The organism is Chryseobacterium endalhagicum (genome assembly GCF_016745235.1).
GTDB classification, from domain to species: domain Bacteria; phylum Bacteroidota; class Bacteroidia; order Flavobacteriales; family Weeksellaceae; genus Chryseobacterium; species Chryseobacterium endalhagicum.
The window spans coordinates 1,191,967-1,211,141 of the sequence record NZ_JAELVM010000001.1 but is presented as its reverse complement, the minus strand read 5'-3'; the positions used below and the strand labels follow the sequence as shown (position 1 = coordinate 1,211,141).

Sequence of the window (19,175 nt, the reverse complement as noted above, 5' to 3'; positions counted from 1 at the left end):
TTAACCCATGAAAACTGAAAACTATGATGTCATTGTCATTGGTGGCGGCGCTATAGGACTGGCTACGGCTTACCATCTCGGCAAACGGAAGGCAAAAACACTGGTCCTGGAGCAGTTTACTTTCGTGAATCAATTGGGAAGTTCTGCCGGTGTTTCCCGCCAGTTCCGGATTCCTTATCCGGACGAATATATGGTCCAGATGGCTTTGGACGCCCAGCCGTACTGGGATGCGCTGGAAAAAGAAACCGGAAAATCCCTGCTTGATAAAGTGGGAACACTCTGGTTCGGAGATCCTGAGGTTCATTCCACAGAAGGAAATATTGCCCAGGCCGAACAGGCTTTAAAAGCTCTGAATGTTCCTTATACGACCTTAACGGCAAAAGAAATTGAAGAAAAGTACCATTTCAAAAATTTACCGGAAAATTATACGGGACTTTTCCAGGCGGATGGTGCCAGTATTAATTTTAAAGAAACCATTGAAACGCTTCTGGAACTTTGTGAGAAAGAAGAAACGGTGCAGCTGGAAGAAAATTCGCCTGTCCTTGAAATCAAACAGGAAGGTGAACTTTTTGAAATCACCACTCCCAACGGAATTTATATTGCTAAAAAACTGGCGATCATTCCGGGGCCTTACATCAACAGCGTCATTAATTTACTGGATTTTAAAATAGAAGCTACGTACTGGAATATGTCTTCAGCCTATTTTAAAAAGACCGATCCCAACATTCAATATCCTACCTGGTTTGTATTTCAGAATGCTGAGGGTGAAAACGGAAATCAGTTCTATGGCTTCCCTTCTGTAGACTGGGATCATCCGGAATACATCCGTGTGGCTCCGGATTTTGTGATCAACCCTCTGGAAGAACCTGGTGACAGGACATTAATTCCGAATCCTCAGGAACTGGGCTATACTTCGGAATGGGTGCAGCAGCACATGACCGGGCTGGCAACGGAACCTGAATACACCTCAACATGCCTGATTGCCCTAAGTAAAATTCCCAACAAAGAACTGCTGATTGATTTTGCCCCGAATTATGTTCCCAACCATAAGAACATTGTGGTTTATGCTACCGGATGGGCTGCAAAATTCACTCCGTTTTTAGGGAAAATCATGTCTGATCTTGCTTTGGACGGTCATACAGATTTTGATATTTCCCCATTCCAGCTGGGACGCAAATACTTTAAAGCAATCTAAAATTTAAAACTAAAAAACCATGAATAAAAATACACCATTAAATTCCGGGATGCACCCTGATTTAAAAACAGAAGTAGCCATTATTGGCGCAGGAACTTCCGGATTATATACGGCATACCGCCTTGTAACGGATAAAAAATATAAAGCCAGTGAAGTCCAGATTTTTGATATGAATGATAAACTGGGCGGAAGACTGGAATCTGTCGTGATGCCCGGAATGGATTTCTGGGGCGAACTGGGCGGAATGCGCTATCTGACTTCCCAGGAAATTGTAACCACCCTTATTGAAGGTTATCCGCTTTCGGAAACAGACCCGGCGAAACGTATCCCTGTTCTGAAGGATACCATGACACCGGTTCCTTTCCCTATGGGCGACCCTTCAAAATTATTGATGTATCTCCGTAAAGAACGTTTCAAACAGGATGACTGGGATGAAGCACAGAAAAACGGTCAGAAGCTTCCTACGCGGTATTATCTGAACGATGATGATTTCGGTTTCAGCTCTGATCAGCTTTTCAATAAGGTGATTTACGATGTTTTAATGGCAGATCCATGGGTGGCTTCAACCTATGGAGACAGGATTATCAAGGGTTCTAATCCTTATGATTATACATTTAAACTGACCAGCAGAGACTGGGACGACATCAAGCCAAAGCTGGTTTATAATTTCCCAAATTCTCCTTATGACGGGCGTAAGGTAAATGATCTGGGATTCTGGAATTTACTGAAAGACCAGGTTTCACAGGAAGGTTATGAATTTCTGGCCAATGCCGGAGGATATTATTCCAATACCATCAACTGGAATTCAGCGGAAGCATTTCCTTATATGGTAGGGGATTTTTCTGCGGGAACGATTTATAAAACGATTGAGGAAGGCTACGACAGCATCGCTTATGCGGTAGCGAATTCTTATATGGAACATGACGGAGCCTGCATCTGGTCTGAAAATAAACTGCTTACCTTCACGAAAGAACATTCTTTGATCAACACCCACAAATATGAGCTTACTTTTCTGAATCTGAAAACGAACAAACCATGGAAAGTATACGCCAATACACTGGTTCTCGCCATGCCGAGAAGATCGCTGGAGCTTCTGGACCAGAACAATTTCTTTTTTAACATCAATGAAAATTCTGTTCTGAACGATAACATCCGTTCTGTCATTATGGAACCTGCGTTTAAAATATTAATGGGATTTGAATACCCGTGGTGGAAGGAATTGGGAATCAGTTCCGGACATTCCATTACTGACCTTCCTATGCGCCAGTGTTATTATTTCGGGACAGATCCTCACACCGATAATTCAATGCTGCTGGGAAGTTATGGCGACATGGAAACCGAAACATTCTGGAAAGCACTTTCCGATGATAAAGTTCTGTTTAAAGTAAAAGCCGCCAAATCTGCATCGCTTCAGGAGCTTCATGAACTGGATGATGTTCAGGCTACCCAACTGATGGTGGGCGAACTGATGAATCAGCTTCGTGAACTGCACGGGCCTGACATAACAATCCCTGATCCTTATGTAACGTATTTTAAAGACTGGACAGATGAACCTTTTGGAGCAGGATATCATGCCTGGAAAGCTGGCTTCTCTGTTAAAAATGTCATGCCTTATATGAGGAGACCTGTTGCTGATGAGCAGATCCATATCTGTGGTGAAGCGTATTCCGATCAGCAAGGCTGGGTGGAAGGTGCTTTCTGTGAAGCTGAAAAGATGCTACAGGAGTATTTCGGACTGAAACGCCCGATCTGGCTGAGCCCGGATTATTATCTGGGGTGGTAGATTGAAAAATCATTTATAATATACATAACCGTCTCATTTAAAGATGAGCCGGTTATTATTTTTTAGAATTTAATTAAGAAAAAAGTTGAAAAAGCCTTATATTTGTTTAGTATAATTCCTTTCAAAAAGTATAATGAAAACAACTCTTAAAGAAAAGCAAGCTCTACGTCAACAGATAATGCAGTCTGCTGTGGCTTCTTTTAAGATAGAAGGAATTAAAATCCCAGCTGATTTAGCTGCTAAAACCTTAAAAAAAATCGAAGCTAAGATGGCAAAATCTGCCCGATAAAACCTATCATGGGTTCATAGTTTTTCGCTGCACAGCTTTGTACAGCAAATACATATTGTTCAAATTTTTTTTCATCTACTTTTTCAAACTCCAAAGCATTAAAACCGGCTTTCCGAACCATAAGATTGGCAAGTATACGAGCAGTTCTGCCATTTCCTTCCCTGAAAGGATGTATAAAAAGTAACTCACCATGCACCTTTGCAACATCATTGATAAGAGCTTCTCTATCGTTGTAAACAGAAGGTAATTTTAAAAGGATTTCATTTTCAAACATACTCATTGATTCCGAAAGATATTTTGCGGAAGAAAAATGAAACCCTCCTTTTGAAATATTTACATTCCTATATTTTCCTGCAAAAGTATATAAATGGGATAATGCCAACTTATGAATTTTCAGGATGTATTTTATATTAAATTTCGTTCGACTGTGTAGATTTTCTGTCAGTATAATTTCTGCCTCTAAAAAACCTTCAAATTCTGAAATAGCAATATCCTGTGGATTTTTTAATCCCAATTTATTAGGTAATATTTCAGACTCTTCTCCCGGAATTCTATATTTCATAAAGATAAATTTATTGAACTCATTTATTTTATAGCTTATAAAAATAGAACATTATCTAATAATCCAAAATTCAGACTCTAATACACCATCACCGGACCCACCAACCCCATAGATTGAAGAGGCTGATCTTTCCTTTTCTGATTAGTCCAGTATTGGGCAACGACATTGTCTTTAAGGGTTTTCATATAATTCCCCATTACGGTAACGACTTTAATTTCAATCTCATTCGTTCCTTCCTGGAGTAAATCAGCAATGGAATAAATTCTTTGGCCAAACCATTGTGTTCCGGCATCAATCCCGTTGATACGGACTTCACAAATCCCGAAAACATTTCCCAGATTTAAATGGTTGATCATAGACTTACCTGTTAACTGAAATGTATTCGTATAGAGTACAGTTCCTGCAAAATGAGTGTATCCCGGAAGTTCTTTGAGGTCAGTCAATCTACTCAGTTCCTCATGTTTTACCATTCCATCATAATGCCTGAATTCAACATTCCATTTCCCACCAAGCTCTTTCGCATTATTTCCGGACAAAGGACTTTCTTTCCGGACGACTCCTTTTTTATGATGATCAAAAACAATGAGCTTTGAATCTGCCGGGCCTAAATTGATCTTCAGCCTCCCCAATGTCAGTTCCAGCCTGAAACGATTCCCTGTTACAGCATCCCACAGCCATGCATGTTTGTGTTTGATTATATTCTGATCAAAAGTGATATCCAATACCGTACTGTGTTTGCTGCTGGAATTATTGAATATGAAAATTTCAGTGTCATCTGTCTGATAACGAACCTGTGTAACCCATGTTTTTGGTTCCTGAATTTTCACATACGGCCTGATGTTATATTTTTCCTGAATGGTTCTGTACCAGTTGAGGAAATCTGCCGCCGGCTTATTGAGGAGTATAAACCGGTCAGGATAGGCCTTCATTTTTGTGATCCAGTTCTGTATTTCCTGATCCCTTCTCTGATGCTCATTCCAGCCTGTAGAACGGTCTGGGATTGATTCAATACAAAAGATTCTTCCTCCTCCGCTTACAAATTCGTACAGCTTCTCCGCAGTAGCCGTATCCATGCTATGTATGGCTATTAAAAACAAGGTATGGTACTTCCTTTTTCCATAAGTAAGAAAGCCTTTCTTTATTTCTGAATTCTGAATCACACGCTCGGAAACATAATCGCAGGCATTTCCGTTCTGGTGGATGGATTCCCATATCAAAGCCTGGTAGGCAGGGGAAACCAGAGTCGGGAAAGGCTCATTCTGTGCTCCGTACTCTGACCACTGATCTGCAAAAGGTGCTAAAAGAGCAATATCGGCGAACATCGTGGCCTGTTGCAGTACGGCAGACAGTCTGGCCCGGTAATCTGTATAATGCTTAAAATACGGCCACATGGTGTTTTTTTCATTGAGGTAGCCGCCATAGGTGATCCAGCCGGGAAAAGGAGCTTCCGGCGGTGAATAATTAAATCCATGAAAAACAGGATGAGTAACTCCGGAAATTGTACTCTGATCACCTGCTATTTTAAAAATTTCCAGCGTTTCATTGAAAACCATGTCTGTATTGGTCAGTTCCTCAGAACTGATCAGTTTTTTATCTTTTAAGTGGGCGGCAGAAGACACTATTTTATTGATCATTGTATTTCCGCGGCCTAAATGCCAGGGATACTGCATGAATTTTTCTTCAGTGATATCTTCCCCGATCCCGTATTTAAGCCAGGTCTCACATTCGGGGATATCCAGCTTGAAACTGCCTTCCAGCGGAAAATATCCACGCCCGTAAGCCTGAGCCCTTGATTTAATTTTATGATCTCTGCACCATTGTGCGAAAGTATGTACAAATCTTTCTTCGAATATTTCAGCTTTGGTGAGTTCAAAATCATACCGCATACGGTCGATCATTTTTTTAAACTCCGTTCCCATTTTTACCGGATACAGGATATTAATGCCTGTTGTATTTCCCATGCTTCCGATTTTAAACAGAACAAAAGGCAGGTATGGATAGAGGTCGTAGCTTCTTCTTTTTTTGAATTCACTCATCATATCTCGGCTCCAGTTGGCGCCTTCCGTTTCCAGACTGTCAATAAAAAAAGATCTGATATAGGGTGCCAGCGGTCCTGTTTTCTGCTGAATGGTATCGCTCATCCTGTTGAGATATTTCTTCACCGCAGCGGTATCATAATGATTCAGTACGGGTCCCATTCCGCCGGGAGCTCCCTGAATAACGTTCATAAAGCGATCTATTTTCACCAAACCATACACTGCAAAATCTCCCTTGGGTATTGAAACTTTGATCATTCCGCTTTCAATCTGATCGGACAGGTTGATCACTTCATCCATCCGGTTGAGGGGATCGGGAACCAATTTCACTTCCAGCATTTCCATGGTTCTTCCGGTATATGGATTGGTAACGGCGGGATCGGCTTCTTTGTAAAGATCAAAAAGGGAAAATTCTGTTTTTAACGGCCCTTTCAGTTTTTTCACGGCTATAACGACAACCTGGGAGCATTCTTCTTTGTCAAGAAAATCGCCACCCATGGGAAATCCGGTTCCGACCAGGAGATCGCAGGTGATGTCCAGTGATTTAGCTTCCTGAAGGGTAAATTTTAATAATTCGATCCATTCATCGCTTAACCATTCTACACTGGGTTTTCCCATATCCTCGGTACGTAAGGGAAACGATATCGGATTAATCTCTACGCCTCCGATTCCTGCTTGTTTTAAGATCCTGAGTTCGCGGGCAAGTTCTGCTTTTTCTATTTTATCGCCATTCCACCACCATCGGACAAAAGGCCGGTCTTGGTTTTCCGGATTGGTGAACACCTGAAACAGGGATTTATGCGGCAATGAACTTCCTTCTCTCATCATGGCCTGAACATAAGATGGTAATACATTCATTACCACTAAACCTGATGCGGCGGCTGAGCATTGCTTTAAAAAATCTCTTCTTTTCATGAATGGGTGATAGGGTTATACGTACTGAAAACAAATGTAATGGATTTGTGATAATATGACAATTCTGACAGAATGTTTTGGTGATCTTCTTATAAAAAAGTCCGGTACCTTTCTGATACCGGACTTTTTAACTGAAGTTTCAAATAAGAATGATACAGCTCAAGTCAATCATTCAATATCAGGCGGCTTCTTTATCAGAAAAACTTCATCGCTTCTTCTGTATAATGTTTTTTCAGAAAGGCCAGCTGCCCCAGATGATAACCTTCATGCCATACAAAAAATGATAAATTTCCAAATTTGGTAGGAATACCCATTGGAGTTACCGACTTAGGCTCTTCAGCAAGCTTTTCTTCAGTGACAAGCTCAAGAGCTTCATGGGTGAGAAGAGCAATCTTATTCCATTCCTCTTTAATGTATTCTATCTGGTTAAATACAGAATCTCTGTCATAAGGTTTAAAATTTTTGAACAATTCCGTATAGGGATTTTTTTCATCTGATCTTCCCAAAAGGTTCAATATCTCATATCTTCCCCATACAATATGGTTGGTCAGCCAGCTGACAGGATTATCATACTCACTTAAACGGTCAAGAGTATGCTCATGAGTAATGTTTTCTAAGGCATTGATAAAAAGCCTGTCATTAAGCTTTAAAATATTGGCCAGTCCAATAATAGATGGTATCATAATATGTTTTTTATAGGTTTATTAGTATTGAGCTACTGAACAAAATGATTCAGTATGAGTTTAAGACTTAGTATAATTGAGATAAAGAGTTTTCCTTTTTTATAGAACTGACAAGTTCATCTATTTTCCCGTATCCTGCACCATACAGCATCCCCGCCATACTGATCCGTTTTACCCCGAAGTCAGCAAGTTCATCAACTGATGAAAGCGTGGAAACACCTACCACATTGAGAGGAAGCTCTACAGCCGACACTATTTTTTTAACCGTTTCTGCATCTTTCAGACCGATAACAAAGAGACCGTCTGCACCTGCATCCTTATAAAGTTTTCCTCTGTTGATAGCAATTTCTACCGGATTATCCAGTTTTTGCACAAAGACATCTGTCCGCGCATTGATAAACAGTTTTTGATTGGTTTGAGTAAGATATCCTGTGATCGATTTCAGTTTTTCCAGAAAGATATCTTCTCCCTGGTTATCCTCAAGATTAATTCCTGCAGCTCCTATATCTATAATCTGCTGAATATGTGAATGAAGCATTTCCAGATCATTGGTATAACCACGCTCCAAATCTACAGTAAGGGGAATATTAGTGTTTGCTTTGATGCGTTTTACGATATACAGCAATTCTTCAAAAGGGATCTGCTCACCATCATTATAGCCTAATGAGCTGGCAATGGCTCCACTTGAAGTAGCGATGGCACTGAATCCTGCCTTCTCGATAATCTGTGCGCTTTTTACATTCCAGGCATTGGCGATCAGTAATGGCTGAGCCTGATGGTGTAAGTCATAAAATGTTTGATACTGATTCATAATATGGTATTTAAAAAATGATGTATTGGTTTTGTTTCTTTCAGGTTAAGACCTGGGTTCATAGAGGATAAAAGAATGATTCTTATTGATTCCCAAATGCGGATTCCCGTGGAGAAGTTCTTCAGCTTCTTCCAAATCCCGGGCCTGAAGAATGGAGAAGCCTATTATCTGTGAATTGACAGGTTCAAACCCATCCAAAGTAATATTAAAAGCTCTTCCAAAAATCTGACCCGGATCTGTAAGCTGAGATCCGCATTTTCTCACCCACGCTATCCAGGAATCATTAATCTCTTTCTGCTCCTGAGGTGTTTTTTCTGTTGGATGCTCCATAGCATCGTTCGCAGCTCTGTAGAGTAATAAGTATTTTTTCATTTCAATTTTTCTTTAATCATATGTCAGATAAAATCCGGGAGCCTTTGTTTATAGAGCGCCCGGATTGGTTTGGTTATTAATCGGCAATGGTGCCCATACTCATGTTGACAATTGTTCCGGTCATTCCGCTTGCACGGTCAGATGCGACGAATGCAGCAACCTCAGCCATTTCCTGAAGCAACGGTAAACGTTTGCTATGCGTATTCCTTTCAATAATGCCCTGAAACTGCTCGCGGGTAAGTCCGTTGGCTTTTGCATGAAGACCGTATACTTCTTCCATGGTATCACTGTCTGCCATACCTTCAGGACGAATTCCTACCGCTCTCACTCCTGCAGCTCCCAGTTCTGCTGAAAAATCTCTGATAAGTGCCTCTTCAGCTGCCATAGCCACTGCTACCCCGCCCATATGCGGTATTGCCACACGGGAAGGACTAGAAGTAACGGTCATAATGACCCCTGATCCGTTGGCACTCATGTGTCTTCCGGCTACCCGGGCCGTTAAAAAATTAGACTGCACATGAGATAAAACAGGAGCCATAAAATCATTGACGTCAAGATCTGTCAATGCCACTCCCTGTAATTTTGTATTGCGAAGACCAACCGCATTAAATGAAATATCAATATTCCCTGATTTACTCACCACATCGTTTAAATGTTCTGTGATTTGAGTCTCATTAAGTGCATCAACTTCTGCTACTTCCGCGTAGCCCCCGGCTGCTTTAATTCTTTCAGCGACTGCTTCAACTTTTGATTTGTTGCGGCCTGTTAAGAACACTTTCGCTCCTTCACGGGCAAAAGTTTCTGCAACGGTACTTCCGACTGCTCCGCCGGCTCCATAAATAATGGCAATTTTGTTTTCTAATAACATAATTCTGTTTTTTGGTTTTACTATTAAATGAACAGGACAAAGGTATTGTCTATATTAAACACATAAATGCTGCAAAACAGACAACATAACGTGTTGATTTGGACAAAATATTATATTACCTTTGTAAAAAATTAAGGATGAAACAAGTAACAATCCTGGTTCCTGCAGGAAATGTGAATTTGAGCAGTGTAGTGGGAACATTCGAAATACTGACTGAAGCTAATGAGTACTGGCAAAAAAACGGAAATACTCCAGGTATAGAGGTTCGTATTGCAGGTGTCCTGGCAGAACTGAAACAAAACAGCCGCCTTTATTCGCTTAATCCGGTTGATATCAGCACGGTCAGAAAACATGATCTGGTCATCATCCCTTCCATTTCTGATCCTAAAGGCTTTGCCCAGCTGATCAGCAATAACAAAATACTCATTGACTGGATAAAAACACAATATAAAGATGGTGCAGAAATAGCCAGCATCTGTACCGGAGCATTTCTGCTGGCCGCGACAGGTGTACTGGACAGAAAAACCTGTTCGACCCATTGGCAGGCCGAAAACGATTTCAGGGCACTTTTCCCCAACATCGAGCTTCAGACCGATAAACTTCTTATTGCCGGACAGGGGTTGTATACCAATGGTGGTGCTTTCTCATTCTTAAATCTGGTGCTGATGCTGGTTGAAAAATATTTTGACAGGGAGACCGCCATTTACTGTTCAAAAGTTTTTCAGATCGATATGGGAAGAAATCTCCAATCTCCCTTTGCTATTTTTCAGCCTCAAAAAAATCATGATGATGAGGTAATTATCAGGGCGCAAAGCTATATCGAACAAAATGTCAGCGAAAAGATTTCTTTTGAAAATCTAGCCTCCAAACTTGCAGTAAGCCGCCGGAATTTTGACCGCCGTTTTATTAAAGCAACCGGCAATACACCGGTTGAATATATGCAGCGGGTAAAGATCGAAGCTGCCAAAAGCTCACTGGAAAGAGACCGGAAAGATATCTTTGAAATCATGTGCGATGTAGGTTACAGTGATGAGAGAGCCTTCAGAGATGTATTTAAAAAAATAACGGGTCTCTCGCCTACGGACTACAGAGCCAGATTTAATCAGGAATCTGATTTTATATAGCCTTTAATTTTGGAAGACAGTTTATTTTTAATTCACGCTTATTCTCCGGTCTATTCAGTATTTTTGTATTAAGATTAATGGTTAAGCAGCTTTATTTAAACATATGAACAATACATTTTTCGGCAGCCATCAAATTGGTGTGGTGACTACTTTTTCTGAACTTGTCAATACCGCTTTTGAAGGTAGTATGAATGCTATTTGCTGGGACAGAAAACTGGATGGAGATTTTAAAGAAATTGTTTCGAAACTTCAATTAAGAGAGAACGTTACAGAAGTTTCCATTGAAGATCTGTTAGTCTTACAGCTAACGGAAGAAGGGAACACTGCCAGGGAAATTATTTTGAATGATTTACAGCTCCTGACAGATTTCGGGGCATTGCCTACTCTTAATTTGCTGAAGTATTATGAGCGGGACGATGAGCTGGATTTTATTTCAACAGATGTATATTCCTATCATGTAGACCGTTCGCCTGTTGGCACCAATACTTTTTTATGCACTTATTATGGTGCTGCGAGTGATATTTTGCCCAATGATCAGGCTGTACAAAAAATCCTGATTCCTGAAATCCGCGAAAAACTTAAAGCATTGCACGACGGCCCGGAAGAGGAATTTGAAAGCTTTTTGGAGGAATATTTCTTCGATTTACATTATCAGCCCAAGCCTGATGCTGAACCTGTCAATTTAGGCCAGGGTCATCTTTGGAGAATTGCAGTGGATCATCCCGATCAGAAAGTATTGCCATGCGTTCACCGGGCTCCTGTGGAGAATGATGGGGAATACCGGCTGCTTCTGATCTGCTAGATTAATCTTTAATTAATGTATATCGCTTGTATTCTTATATAATTTTCGCTACATTGATCTCTATTATCATCAACTAACATTTAACTCACATGGCTGATACCGTTATATTATCTGAAGGAGCAGAGTTTGACCACGTTATACAGGAAGTTTCAAAATATATCCGCCTTTATGTAATGGCCTTTGAAAAGGAAGAACGAAGCCTTACCCGCATCGATAAACGTGAAAACATGTATGGCGGAAACGGAACAGTCTACATGATCCAGATGTTCGATCAGAAAGACCTGGCCAATAACCGTCTGGCCGCCTATATGGTTTTACTGGACAAAGGAGATGAATCCGGATTTCACACCCACAATCAAAGAAATGAACAGGAACTGTATGTGGTAGTCCATGGAACCGGCGAATACCGTGAAAGAACAGGAGCTGAGGGACCGGAACGCAGAAAAATGCTACAAAAGGGAGATATTACAGCCATTAATTCTATAGGCTATCATTCTATTGAAAACACAGGAGATGAGCCTTTGATTATGTTTGTGATTACGACTTATAATAGATCATAAAATGTAAGACTTCCCAGCTATTGAAATCAAAATAGAGAGACTCAGGAATGTTTTTCAGAAAAATTTTCTAAGAGGATTGATTACCATAACCAAAACCTGATAAGAATAAATGGACAGTAAAGAACCGACATTCGATATTCCTGAATTTTATGATTTCAGTGGTCTTTGCCAGTACTTAGGGATTGAGCCTTTTCCTTATACAGATATTCATTTTCAAAAAATTGAAAGCAAGGGTGATCATTATAAAGCTCCAGCAAAACCATTTAAACATCGGTTTTATGCTATTTCACTTCTATTGGAAGGAGAAGGTGTTTTTAATTCGGGTTTCTTAAGATCAACTAAGAAAAAAAACGTCATCTACATTAAAACTCCATATCAGATCGTTTCATGGAATTTTGATCCCGAGGTGACAAAAAAATATGCCGTCATATTCACTGAAAATTTTATTAACCGGCATCAGGAACTTGCAAATATTATTTTTGATTTTCCTTTTTTTCAACTCGACAAAGCCATTCCACTTAATGTAAATGAAACAGACGTTGCCCAGCTGACGAATGTATTTGAAAACATCCATCAGCTTTATCAGACCAAGTCAACTGAACAATTTAATCTAATTGCTGCCTATATAAAAATACTGCTGTTACATACCAAACAGATGTATGAAAATTCATTGATTTCAGACAAAGAGTTAGTATCTACCGTCGAAACTGTAAGGGATAGACTGATAGATAATTTCCTGGCACAAGTGAAAAAAGATATTCATTCATTAGAAAGCAGGGATTTTTCTGTAGCTTATTTTGCGGATAAACTTTCTACACACCCGAATCATTTGAGTGCCACACTTAAGAAATATACAGGTAAAACCGCTCAAGAACATATACATACAGCACTTTTAGCAGCCGCTAAAACCTTATTGGTACAAACTGAGTATTCTATTAAGGAAATTGCATATCGCTTATCTTTTAAAGAACCTTCTCATTTTGCTAATTTCTTTAAAAAGTGGGAGAAAATTACACCTTTGCAGTATAGGAAATCTACGCGGCTTTGATTTTTACACTTTTAACTTTAATTCTTACAACACAGGATCAAGTAGCACATCATATCTTTAGTTTATCAAAAACAAAAAGAAATGAACACCATTGTCATTGCAAGCTGGGAGGTCCAGGCCGAACATTTAGAAAATGTTTTAACACTTATTCCCGAACTCCAAAAGCAAACTTTACAGGAAAAAGGAAATGTAAATTATAAGGTATTTCAATCTATCGAAGAGCCATATAAACTTACATTATTTGAAGAATATGTGTCGGAAGAGGCATTTCTTCAACATCTGCAAAACGAACATTACAAACAAATTGTTGTTGAAAAAATACACCCTGTTCTCTCTGTAAGAGTGGGTCATTTCTACACCCCATTGCAATAATTATTTATTTTATAACAATAAAAAATGATAAAAATGAGAAGAAATAAAATTTTAGTTTACACTTCTTCAGCGACAAAAATTCCTCTTAAAGAAGGCGGAACTCATAATGTAGGTATTTTCCTCGGAGAATTGGTTGATCCGATTGAACCACTGATTGAGGCTGGTCATGAAATAGAATTTGTAAGTCCTGACGGCAAAGGCTGTATAATAGATGAAAAATCGTATAATCTCAGCAATTGGGGACTTTCAAAAAAAAGGATGGAGCATGCAAAACGTTATTTTGATACTAAATTACAGGATTTAGGAATAGGCTCTCCACAAAAATTGTCGGATTTATTGAACGACAAAGAAAAATTAAACAGCTATGACGTTCTTTTTATCCCTGGAGGTCATGCCCCAATGACAGATGTTTTACACACTGATTGGCTTGTAAATAATAATTACAATAAAGAAACCGGAAAATTACTATTTCATTTCCACAATAACAACAAAATTACGGCTGCTATTTGCCATGGATCCGCAGCATTAGGATCTGCTCCGTTTGTTAATGACAAATGGATTTATGATGGATATAACATGACATGTGTGAGTATGGCCGCAGAATATATAACAGAGGATATTCCCTTTTTTGGTATTGGTGGACATATGCCCGATTATCCCGTGAAAATTCTTGAAAGACTGGGAGGAATTGTGCACACAAAAATGTTAAGCTTGAGTAACGTTATTAACGATAGAGAACTGATAACAGGACAAGACCCCTATAGTGCAAAAGAACTTGGAGAAAAGCTTTTAGATAAAATTAAAAATTGGAAGTAAAAACCTGGTGAAGAAAGTAAAATATTATTGGTTGGAAAAATAAATTGAAATAAAACAAACCAAATTCATGACAACTTTTACAGACATTCTCATAATCTGCTGTTTAATATATTTTTGGTTTGGTTTGTTTTATTCTATTCTAACTATCTATTTGCCGATACAAAAAGTAAAAATAACTGATAAACAGATATTTATGCTTTCTGAGGGACAATGGGGTAACAGAATCCCACAAACTAATAATATTTATTACAAAGGTAGTGATATTCTAAAAATAACTCATTAATAATTGAAAAGACATTTCAAATCGATCTCAATGTCAGTAAGATCATTTCAGTAAACAATGATATCACTAAAGGATTTCCCGCTGGTTCTATAAATTATACCATCTTGAATAAATCTGGTGATTAGTGATGAATTCCTTAAATTTATAGGAAGTATTGCCATTTCATTTTCAAAAATCCAATAATCTGAATCCCTCCAATTACTCGGATGTATTTTGGTGATCATTGCTGCACTTATCCGCGTATTTTGACCCTCGTCGTTTCTACATGTAAGAAATCCGTCATGTTCACGAAATTCCTGAAATGCATTTTGCTTGGGTAATTAATTCCGGTACCCATCAAACAATCCGTTACATCATCCTTATCTAGAGCCAACATATCAACTGCGGTTTATTGTGGGTACAAATTTTCTATTGTACCATTCTATACCTTTTGATTTAACTAAGATATATCAGCTTAGGAAGCCGGTCAGAAAAGGAATACCCAAATAGATAAGAACACTTTCTGTGACGTCCTTCATTGAAATACTGACATTGAAGTTGGCTAGTCCTAATTTACCGGGCAGTATATTGATAAATAACCATACAAAGAGGCTATAAGTAAAGACAAGTAATGAAATCACTTCTTCCTTACTTTTGATGGTTAGGTTGTAAATTAACAATTTTATTTTAGCCTTACTGAGCCAGTTTAGTGATGGAAATACCTCCGTAGTCTACAATATTATTGGTAGTAGCATTACAGCTGAAACGAACCCTTACTCTGTCTCCGGAATTTAAAAATCCTGTCCAGTATAAAGTATTGCCATTGTCTACAATAGTACCAGCAAGATCAGAATATGTATGTTTTATCATTGTACTCCAGCTTGTTCCTCCATCAGTACTTCTTTCATAATACGCCGCTGTATGCCATGTAGGTGTTGCTGTTCCCGTACTTGTATGTCTATTAGAATTTTGCATGACTATTATGTAGACTCCATCCATACCAGATGGAACTGTAAAAACATTATTCGTCCATGCATTATGAATATCGAGGCCTTCGTTTGTAAACTGACCAATGGCAGCATTAGGAATAAATTGCCCTTGCACATTCTGTGTTCCTGGTGCATTTGCAAGTACAAGTACTTTTGATGTTCCTGCATCTGTTGGCACTCCTTCAACATATCCAAGCACACCATTTGCATCTGCAACTACTGTTCTGGCAGCAGTAAAAGTTTGGTTTTGGGTAGTAGATGCTGTACCTCCAGGGGTTGTATAGATAGCATTTGCAGCACCATTTAGTGGAAGGCTTCTAAACCGGGCAATGCCACTAACATCAAATCTTTCTGTAGGGGTATTACTGCTTATACCCACATTCCCCCCCCCTGTAATAATCATCTTTTCATTCCCCGCAGCACCTCCTCCTGCGCTTGTGATAAATCGAATCGGCGCTGCCGATCCAGAATTTAAATGTGTTCCTATATTAAGTGCAGTAGAAGCACCCAAAGCATACATCTGCGTAGCGCTATTGGTGTCGGAATACAACTGAAATTGACTAGCTCCATTATTTGTTAACCCTATTGAAGCCCTACTTCCACTTCCTGAGCTTTGAACTAATCCACCAGACCCATTATTGAAAGTTGTATTCTGTATGTTTGAAAATCTCAAAAATTTTCCGTCCTGTGTGACAGTCCGATCCGATGTCAGTGTGCCATTGTCTTTATAGATATTTATGTCTGGTGTACTAGACGGCCCCGATCCAGTGAATACCCGCCACACTGATCCATCAAAGTAGTAATAGCCCGCTGCATCTACATTTACTACCTGTCCAGAAAGGGAAGCTGCTGATGCTGTAGCATAGATAATGGCCCCTGTTTGAGCTGTGGTATACGTTTTGGTAGCCAACTCATCACCTGTAAGCCTTGGTGCGAGGATGCCATCTAGGGCAGTAGGTTCTGTTGGTTTTCCCACTACATCAAGTGTGGCTTTTGGAGTTTCAGTATTAATGCCTACTTGAGAGAAGAGAGGCATTGAGAAGCTTAAAGCTCCTAAGAATAAATAAATTTTCATGTTTGATTTGGGTTTTAAGGGTTGATCTATATTGATTGTGTTATTGTTTTTTTTAAAAGAAGGGAAGGTATGATCTCCCTGCTTAATCAAATATTAAAGTCACTTATGAAAGTTGTAGTAAAACCTGAATGAGGGGTAAGGGTTAAAGGTAATAGATTAAGTTCTTTCTCATGATTTATGACGCAAATGTAATTGAAGTTTCCTAGTTGGTGCAAAACAATTATGGAAGCAATATTTAATTTATGCCAAGTAATTTGGTTTAAATTGATAGAAATATATGTGAAGTGTTTTTTATAGTGTAAGTAGTAATTAATCAGATAGTTATTGTTGCAAAAGATTGGAATAAATAATTAAAATATTCTATTAAAAATATGACTTAAAGAGAAAGGAATCTATACATTTGTATTACCAAATGAAATAACTTCAACTTACTAATTTATTTTTCATGAAATTATTTTTCTATGTATTCTCTGTCTTTTTTCTTTTTACCCTAAGTCTGCAATCAGTACAGCAAGAAAATGGATCTGCTTAAGAAATGTTTTCCAGAATTATGAGAACATTTACTCTTTGTAGATGAAATTGAAAAAAATATTAAATTGTATTAAACAGATTTAAGAATTATGTCTAAAAACTTTTATTTTCTATTGTTACTGATTTTCGGAATTTCTTGCTCTAATATTAATAAAGAACAATTGAAAGCGGAATATAGCTTTCGAAAAAAAGAAATCCGCGAACTTAGCCAATTAGAGTTCTCCGGAAATACTCCATTGCTCATTAAAGAGGCGCAAAAAGCGAAGCAAAAAGCAAAAAAAATTGACTATGATTATGGTGTATTCCGCTGCAATATATTTCTGATGTTAGCTTTTAACGGAAGCGGAAAATACAAAGAGGCGACTTTATTAGGTCAAGAAAATGAGGAATTGGTCAAGAATATAAAAGATGAGTTTTTTATTTCTGCAAACTATTCAAATCTAGCATCTTCGTATTCATATTTAGGTCTTCTCGATGAATCTGAAAATTGTTTGAATAGAGCATTAAAACACAGTCTAAAGATTGAAGATAAAGACAAAAGATATTACACGTTGAGTGCAATATATGACGGGTTGGCATATGTTGAAACAATGAAAGGGGAATCTGCTCCCAATTTGGATAAGGTAAAAAAATATTACCTAAAGCAATTATGGGCAATCCAACAATTAAGTGAGACAAATAAGAATATTGCGATGAGAAAAAATGCGCAGTTATCTAATATTTATGTAAACTTAGGAGCTACAAGTTCCCGGCAGAAAAAAACAGAGGAAGCACAGAACTATTTCTATAAAGCTTTAGTGATTTGTAAAAAGTATAAATTTAATAATCCTGTTCCACTTATGGCGCACACTTCAATGGCCAAGCTTTTCCTTAGTCAGAAAAAATATGACAGCAGTATGGTATATGCTCAAAGAGGGATTGTACTTGAAAAAGAAGGTCATTTACCAGAAGTAAGAAGAGATCTTTTTGAAATCTTATATAGAGCTAGCGAAGCAAAAGGTGATAAACAAAATGCTAAGAAATATACCGATTTTTACATGAAACTCAATGACAGTATAATAAATGCTGAAAAAAGAGGGATTAATACTCCTGTAAAAATAATCATAGAGAATAAAGAAAAAGAAAAAACGAATACCGTGAGGAGTATATTTATAGTTTCTGCGGTGATCCTTCTTGTATTCACTTTGACGGGTTGGACATACTGGAGAAGAAAAAGTAAACTCTCCCACAAAAAATATGATGAACTGATCACTAAAATAAGAGAAGAAAACACTCAGAAAGCCGAGCGTAAAGAGTTTCAGAAATTGAGTAACGAGAATGGAAGCAAATCACTTGTAAGCATTACCGATGAGACAGCAAAATCCATTCTACAAAAGCTGGATAAGTTTGAGATGTCAGGTAAATTTCTGAAGAAGAATATCAACTTGCCTTATCTGGCAGGGCAACTGAACACTAATACTACATATCTTTCAGAGATCATTAAAATCCACAGAGAAAAAAGTTTCAATGATTACATAAATGGGTTAAGGATCAGCTATATCACTCATAAGCTCGTAGAAGACCCACGTTACAGGGAATATAAGATTACCTACCTTGCAGAGGAATGTGGCTTTGCTTCCAGCCAGGTCTTTGTAATCCATTTCAAAAAGATAACAGGTTTCACTCCTTCCTATTTTATTGAAAACCTGAAGAAGGATAAAAACATTTGAGCGTTGTCTTTTCAATATATTATGATTGAGTAATTTGTGGGATTCATATAGATCCTTTCAATAATTTTATGTTAAAATGATGGTAGAACTACCAGTTTTAACATAAATCAGCAGTAATGAAAAATGAGGTAAAAAAGCGCCTTGAATGGGTAAACCTCTGGAGCAGGAGCAGAATGGAAAAACGGATTAGCTTGGGTACTGATAGGTGGGCTGACCAGCTCTATGCTGCTAACATTGATTTGATTCCTGTGGTTTATCTGGCTGTAGATACTATAAAAGAAAGAAGTCAGCAAAGAAAAGCCAGTCAGGTTTAAAATATAGTAGGACTAACTATTCCTGTATGATTTTTAAGAACAAATTTGAATCTTGAAAA

17 protein-coding genes and 2 pseudogenes are annotated in these 19,175 nt (G+C 38.3%); 11 read left to right on the top strand and 8 right to left on the bottom strand.

Annotated elements, in window-relative coordinates; translation table 11 throughout:
- Positions 1-7: 7 nt before the first annotated feature.
- The 3 genes from JET18_RS05400 to JET18_RS05390 all read left to right on the top strand — a co-directional run bounded on the left by JET18_RS05400 (position 8) and on the right by JET18_RS05390 (position 3,267).
- Positions 8-1,195 (top strand): FAD-dependent oxidoreductase, encoded by a 1,188-nt coding sequence (locus JET18_RS05400; RefSeq protein ID WP_202089590.1) that lies wholly within the window; start codon positions 8-10, stop codon positions 1,193-1,195.
- 19 nt (positions 1,196-1,214) lie between these two features.
- Positions 1,215-2,978: a flavin monoamine oxidase family protein gene (locus JET18_RS05395; RefSeq protein WP_202089589.1), complete on the top strand. Its 1,764-nt coding sequence runs from the start codon at positions 1,215-1,217 to the stop codon at positions 2,976-2,978.
- Between the two features lie 133 nt (positions 2,979-3,111).
- Positions 3,112-3,267, top strand: a complete 156-nt coding sequence (locus JET18_RS05390) for a hypothetical protein (protein WP_202089588.1) — start codon at positions 3,112-3,114, stop codon at positions 3,265-3,267.
- Here the strand turns inward: JET18_RS05390 and JET18_RS05385 are convergent.
- The 6 genes from JET18_RS05385 to JET18_RS05360 form a co-directional block, all read right to left on the bottom strand.
- The gene (locus JET18_RS05385) at positions 3,242-3,829 is read right to left on the bottom strand and encodes a Fic/DOC family protein (protein WP_202089587.1); all 588 of its coding nucleotides are present in this window, start codon (positions 3,827-3,829) and stop codon (positions 3,242-3,244) included. The two genes, JET18_RS05390 and JET18_RS05385, sit on opposite strands and share 26 nt — an antisense overlap.
- A gap of 77 nt (positions 3,830-3,906) precedes the next feature.
- Positions 3,907-6,780 (bottom strand): glycosyl hydrolase, encoded by a 2,874-nt coding sequence (locus JET18_RS05380; RefSeq protein ID WP_202089586.1) that lies wholly within the window; start codon positions 6,778-6,780, stop codon positions 3,907-3,909.
- Positions 6,781-6,974: 194 nt separating this feature from the next.
- The gene (locus JET18_RS05375) at positions 6,975-7,463 is read right to left on the bottom strand and encodes a DinB family protein (RefSeq protein WP_202089585.1); all 489 of its coding nucleotides are present in this window, start codon (positions 7,461-7,463) and stop codon (positions 6,975-6,977) included.
- 67 nt (positions 7,464-7,530) lie between these two features.
- Positions 7,531-8,274, bottom strand: a complete 744-nt coding sequence (locus JET18_RS05370; protein WP_202089584.1) for an isocitrate lyase/PEP mutase family protein — start codon at positions 8,272-8,274, stop codon at positions 7,531-7,533.
- A 45-nt stretch (positions 8,275-8,319) separates the two neighbouring features.
- Positions 8,320-8,646, bottom strand: coding sequence for a hypothetical protein (locus JET18_RS05365; RefSeq protein ID WP_202089583.1), 327 nt, complete (start codon positions 8,644-8,646; stop codon positions 8,320-8,322).
- A 76-nt stretch (positions 8,647-8,722) separates the two neighbouring features.
- Positions 8,723-9,514, bottom strand: a complete 792-nt coding sequence (locus JET18_RS05360) for an SDR family NAD(P)-dependent oxidoreductase (RefSeq protein ID WP_202089582.1) — start codon at positions 9,512-9,514, stop codon at positions 8,723-8,725.
- Positions 9,515-9,651: 137 nt separating this feature from the next.
- On the opposite strand from JET18_RS05360, the gene JET18_RS05355 reads away from it, so the two are divergent.
- The 6 genes from JET18_RS05355 (at position 9,652) to JET18_RS05330 (ending at position 14,236) form a co-directional block, all read left to right on the top strand.
- A complete protein-coding gene (locus tag JET18_RS05355; protein ID WP_202089581.1) occupies positions 9,652-10,638 on the top strand; it encodes a GlxA family transcriptional regulator in 987 nt (328 codons plus the stop codon).
- 103 nt (positions 10,639-10,741) lie between these two features.
- Positions 10,742-11,440, top strand: coding sequence for a DUF1826 domain-containing protein (locus JET18_RS05350; protein WP_202089580.1), 699 nt, complete (start codon positions 10,742-10,744; stop codon positions 11,438-11,440).
- A gap of 89 nt (positions 11,441-11,529) precedes the next feature.
- Positions 11,530-12,000 (top strand): cupin domain-containing protein, encoded by a 471-nt coding sequence (locus JET18_RS05345; RefSeq protein WP_202089579.1) that lies wholly within the window; start codon positions 11,530-11,532, stop codon positions 11,998-12,000.
- A gap of 109 nt (positions 12,001-12,109) precedes the next feature.
- Positions 12,110-13,048: a helix-turn-helix domain-containing protein gene (locus JET18_RS05340; protein ID WP_202089578.1), complete on the top strand. Its 939-nt coding sequence runs from the start codon at positions 12,110-12,112 to the stop codon at positions 13,046-13,048.
- Positions 13,049-13,129: 81 nt separating this feature from the next.
- Complete coding sequence (locus tag JET18_RS05335) at positions 13,130-13,420, top strand: putative quinol monooxygenase (RefSeq protein WP_202089577.1); 291 nt, start codon at positions 13,130-13,132, stop codon at positions 13,418-13,420.
- Between the two features lie 33 nt (positions 13,421-13,453).
- Positions 13,454-14,236: a type 1 glutamine amidotransferase domain-containing protein gene (locus JET18_RS05330; RefSeq protein ID WP_202089576.1), complete on the top strand. Its 783-nt coding sequence runs from the start codon at positions 13,454-13,456 to the stop codon at positions 14,234-14,236.
- Between the two features lie 669 nt (positions 14,237-14,905).
- On the opposite strand, the pseudogene JET18_RS05325 reads toward JET18_RS05330, so the two are convergent.
- Positions 14,906-15,115: pseudogene (locus tag JET18_RS05325) on the bottom strand (arsenical-resistance protein); the annotation flags it as partial.
- 76 nt (positions 15,116-15,191) lie between these two features.
- Entirely contained in the window at positions 15,192-16,652 is a 1,461-nt protein-coding gene (locus JET18_RS05320; protein WP_115980411.1) for a hypothetical protein, read from the bottom strand.
- A gap of 530 nt (positions 16,653-17,182) precedes the next feature.
- Between JET18_RS05320 and JET18_RS05315 the strand changes: the two genes are divergently transcribed.
- Complete coding sequence (locus JET18_RS05315; protein WP_202089575.1) at positions 17,183-18,802, top strand: AraC family transcriptional regulator; 1,620 nt, start codon at positions 17,183-17,185, stop codon at positions 18,800-18,802.
- A 156-nt stretch (positions 18,803-18,958) separates the two neighbouring features.
- Positions 18,959-19,116: pseudogene (locus tag JET18_RS05310) on the top strand (efflux RND transporter permease subunit); the annotation flags it as partial.
- Between the last annotated feature and the right edge of the window lie 59 nt (positions 19,117-19,175).

Coding starts and splice junctions, on each gene's coding strand:
- JET18_RS05335 (WP_202089577.1), top strand. CDS start 13,130: ATGAACACCATTGTCATTGCAAGCTGGGAGGTCCAGGCCGAACATTTA.
- JET18_RS05360 (WP_202089582.1), bottom strand. CDS start 9,514: ATGTTATTAGAAAACAAAATTGCCATTATTTATGGAGCCGGCGGAGCA.
- JET18_RS05380 (WP_202089586.1), bottom strand. CDS start 6,780: ATGAAAAGAAGAGATTTTTTAAAGCAATGCTCAGCCGCCGCATCAGGT.
- JET18_RS05375 (WP_202089585.1), bottom strand. CDS start 7,463: ATGATACCATCTATTATTGGACTGGCCAATATTTTAAAGCTTAATGAC.
- JET18_RS05315 (WP_202089575.1), top strand. CDS start 17,183: ATGTCTAAAAACTTTTATTTTCTATTGTTACTGATTTTCGGAATTTCT.
- JET18_RS05390 (WP_202089588.1), top strand. CDS start 3,112: ATGAAAACAACTCTTAAAGAAAAGCAAGCTCTACGTCAACAGATAATG.
- JET18_RS05370 (WP_202089584.1), bottom strand. CDS start 8,274: ATGAATCAGTATCAAACATTTTATGACTTACACCATCAGGCTCAGCCA.
- JET18_RS05365 (WP_202089583.1), bottom strand. CDS start 8,646: ATGAAAAAATACTTATTACTCTACAGAGCTGCGAACGATGCTATGGAG.
- JET18_RS05385 (WP_202089587.1), bottom strand. CDS start 3,829: ATGAAATATAGAATTCCGGGAGAAGAGTCTGAAATATTACCTAATAAA.
- JET18_RS05330 (WP_202089576.1), top strand. CDS start 13,454: ATGAGAAGAAATAAAATTTTAGTTTACACTTCTTCAGCGACAAAAATT.
- JET18_RS05355 (WP_202089581.1), top strand. CDS start 9,652: ATGAAACAAGTAACAATCCTGGTTCCTGCAGGAAATGTGAATTTGAGC.
- JET18_RS05395 (WP_202089589.1), top strand. CDS start 1,215: ATGAATAAAAATACACCATTAAATTCCGGGATGCACCCTGATTTAAAA.
- JET18_RS05345 (WP_202089579.1), top strand. CDS start 11,530: ATGGCTGATACCGTTATATTATCTGAAGGAGCAGAGTTTGACCACGTT.
- JET18_RS05400 (WP_202089590.1), top strand. CDS start 8: ATGAAAACTGAAAACTATGATGTCATTGTCATTGGTGGCGGCGCTATA.
- JET18_RS05350 (WP_202089580.1), top strand. CDS start 10,742: ATGAACAATACATTTTTCGGCAGCCATCAAATTGGTGTGGTGACTACT.
- JET18_RS05340 (WP_202089578.1), top strand. CDS start 12,110: ATGGACAGTAAAGAACCGACATTCGATATTCCTGAATTTTATGATTTC.